Annotated in this window: 2 protein-coding genes and 1 pseudogene; 1 reads left to right on the top strand and 2 read right to left on the bottom strand. The window is 72.3% G+C overall.

The annotated features are described in order from the left end of the window. A partial coding sequence (locus tag AC1D15_RS31935) for a sensor histidine kinase (protein WP_477829209.1) occupies positions 1–884 on the bottom strand: 884 nt, incomplete at its 3' end. Between the two features lie 35 nt (positions 885–919). After that, entirely contained in the window at positions 920–1,075 is a 156-nt protein-coding gene (locus AC1D15_RS31930; RefSeq protein ID WP_477829208.1) for a hypothetical protein, read from the bottom strand. Between the two features lie 205 nt (positions 1,076–1,280). On the opposite strand from AC1D15_RS31930, the pseudogene AC1D15_RS31925 reads away from it, so the two are divergent. After that, positions 1,281–1,471, top strand: a pseudogene (locus AC1D15_RS31925) (hypothetical protein); the annotation flags it as partial.

The raw sequence follows: 1,471 nt of genomic DNA, 5'->3' as shown, positions 1-1,471 counted from the left end.
CGCACGGTCAGTACGAGGGCGTCGCCGTCGCGCCGGGCGCCGACGAGCAGCCGGCCGCCGTCGACGTGCGGCTCCAGCCCGTGCTTGATCGCGTTCTCGACCAGCGGCTGCAGCAACAGCGGCGGCACCGGCTGCGCGGCCAGTTCGGGCGGCAGGTCGAACGCGGGCTGCAGCCGGTCGCCCATGCGGACCTTCATCAGCTCGAGGTAGTCGCCGACCCGCGCGAACTCGGCCGACAGCGGATGCAGCGTCGCCCGCGAGGCCGACAGCGTCGCGCGCAGGAAGGCGATCAACTGGTCGAGCATCGTCTGTGCGCGCGGCGGGTCGAGCGCGATCAGCACGCGCAGGTTGGCCAGCGTGTTGAACAGCATGTGCGGCTCGAGCTGCGATTCGAGCAGCTTCAGCTGGTTCTCGGCCGCATCGCGCTGCGCGGCGGCCAGCTGGCGCAGCCGCATCTGGTCCTTGCCGCGGGCGTAGAAGAAGAACGAGATCGCCGCGCTGACCGCGATGCACATCAGCAGGTAGCTCAGCATCGCGCGCGGCGCCATGCGCCACATGTCGAGCAGCGGCCGGTCGTTCAGCGCATCGCCGATCGTGCTGCCGGCCAGGTAGCCGAGGAAGATCGCGCCGCCCTGCAGCGCGAACCGGCGCCAGCCTTCGGGCCAGCCGGTCTGCGGATTGATCTTCACGACCAACCGCCCGAAATCCATCAATGCCCAGATGCTCAGGCCGATCGCCTGCGAGTAGATCATCTGCACCTGCCACGGGCCGGACCGGTTCAAGGCCAGCACGAGGCCGATGAAGCTGTTGAAGCCGACGACCATCAGGCCGTGCTTCAGGAAATCGTGCGGCCGGATGGCGGTGTTGTCGAGCGGGGGCGGCATCGGCGGATTGTGCGGCAGGCGATTCGGGTTCAAGCTCAGGCGGCGCCATGGACCAGCGCGACCCCGCGCGCGAAGGCCGGTTGCGTGCTGAGCATCTGGCGCGGCAGCGTCTGCCACAGGCCGAGGGCGACCAGGCCGGCGAGCAGGCCCCAGGCCCACAGCGGGGCGTGTTGGACGATGGCGAGGAACATAGGGTGTCTCCGTGGCGGGTGGGTCGATGGCCGCACTGTGCCGGCGCAGCCCGCCGCGGCCCAGCGCGCTGCGACGAAGCGGCGCCTGCCGGCGCGAACGGCCGGCCGCGCGGCGTGAATGGACGAGGGAGGGACGAGGGCGGGGCGGGGGAGGCCGCGGCCGCCGGTATAGTCAGCGCCGCCCAAGCGTCCAACGGAGACCCGCATGTCCTCTTCCACCCCGCTGTCGCGCGCCGCCGCCGGCCTGTCGCTGCTGGCCGTGACGGCGTTGCTCGGCTGCAGTTCGCCGATGCCCGCGTGGACGCCCGCCGGCGGGCCGCCGATGCCGCCGGCCAAGCGGCCGACCCCGGCCGTGCCGGCAGCGACGCCCGTGCCGGCCGCCGAAGCGCCGCAGCC

The organism is Rhizobacter sp. P2_H2 (assembly GCF_056403375.1).
The sequence above is the reverse complement of the archived record's forward strand: the minus strand, read 5'-3'. Positions and strand labels throughout refer to the sequence as shown.

What these genes read in the sequence shown, in the direction of transcription:
- AC1D15_RS31930 (WP_477829208.1), bottom strand. Translation starts at nt 1,075, where the DNA reads ATGTTCCTCGCCATCGTCCAACACGCCCCGCTGTGGGCCTGGGGCCTG.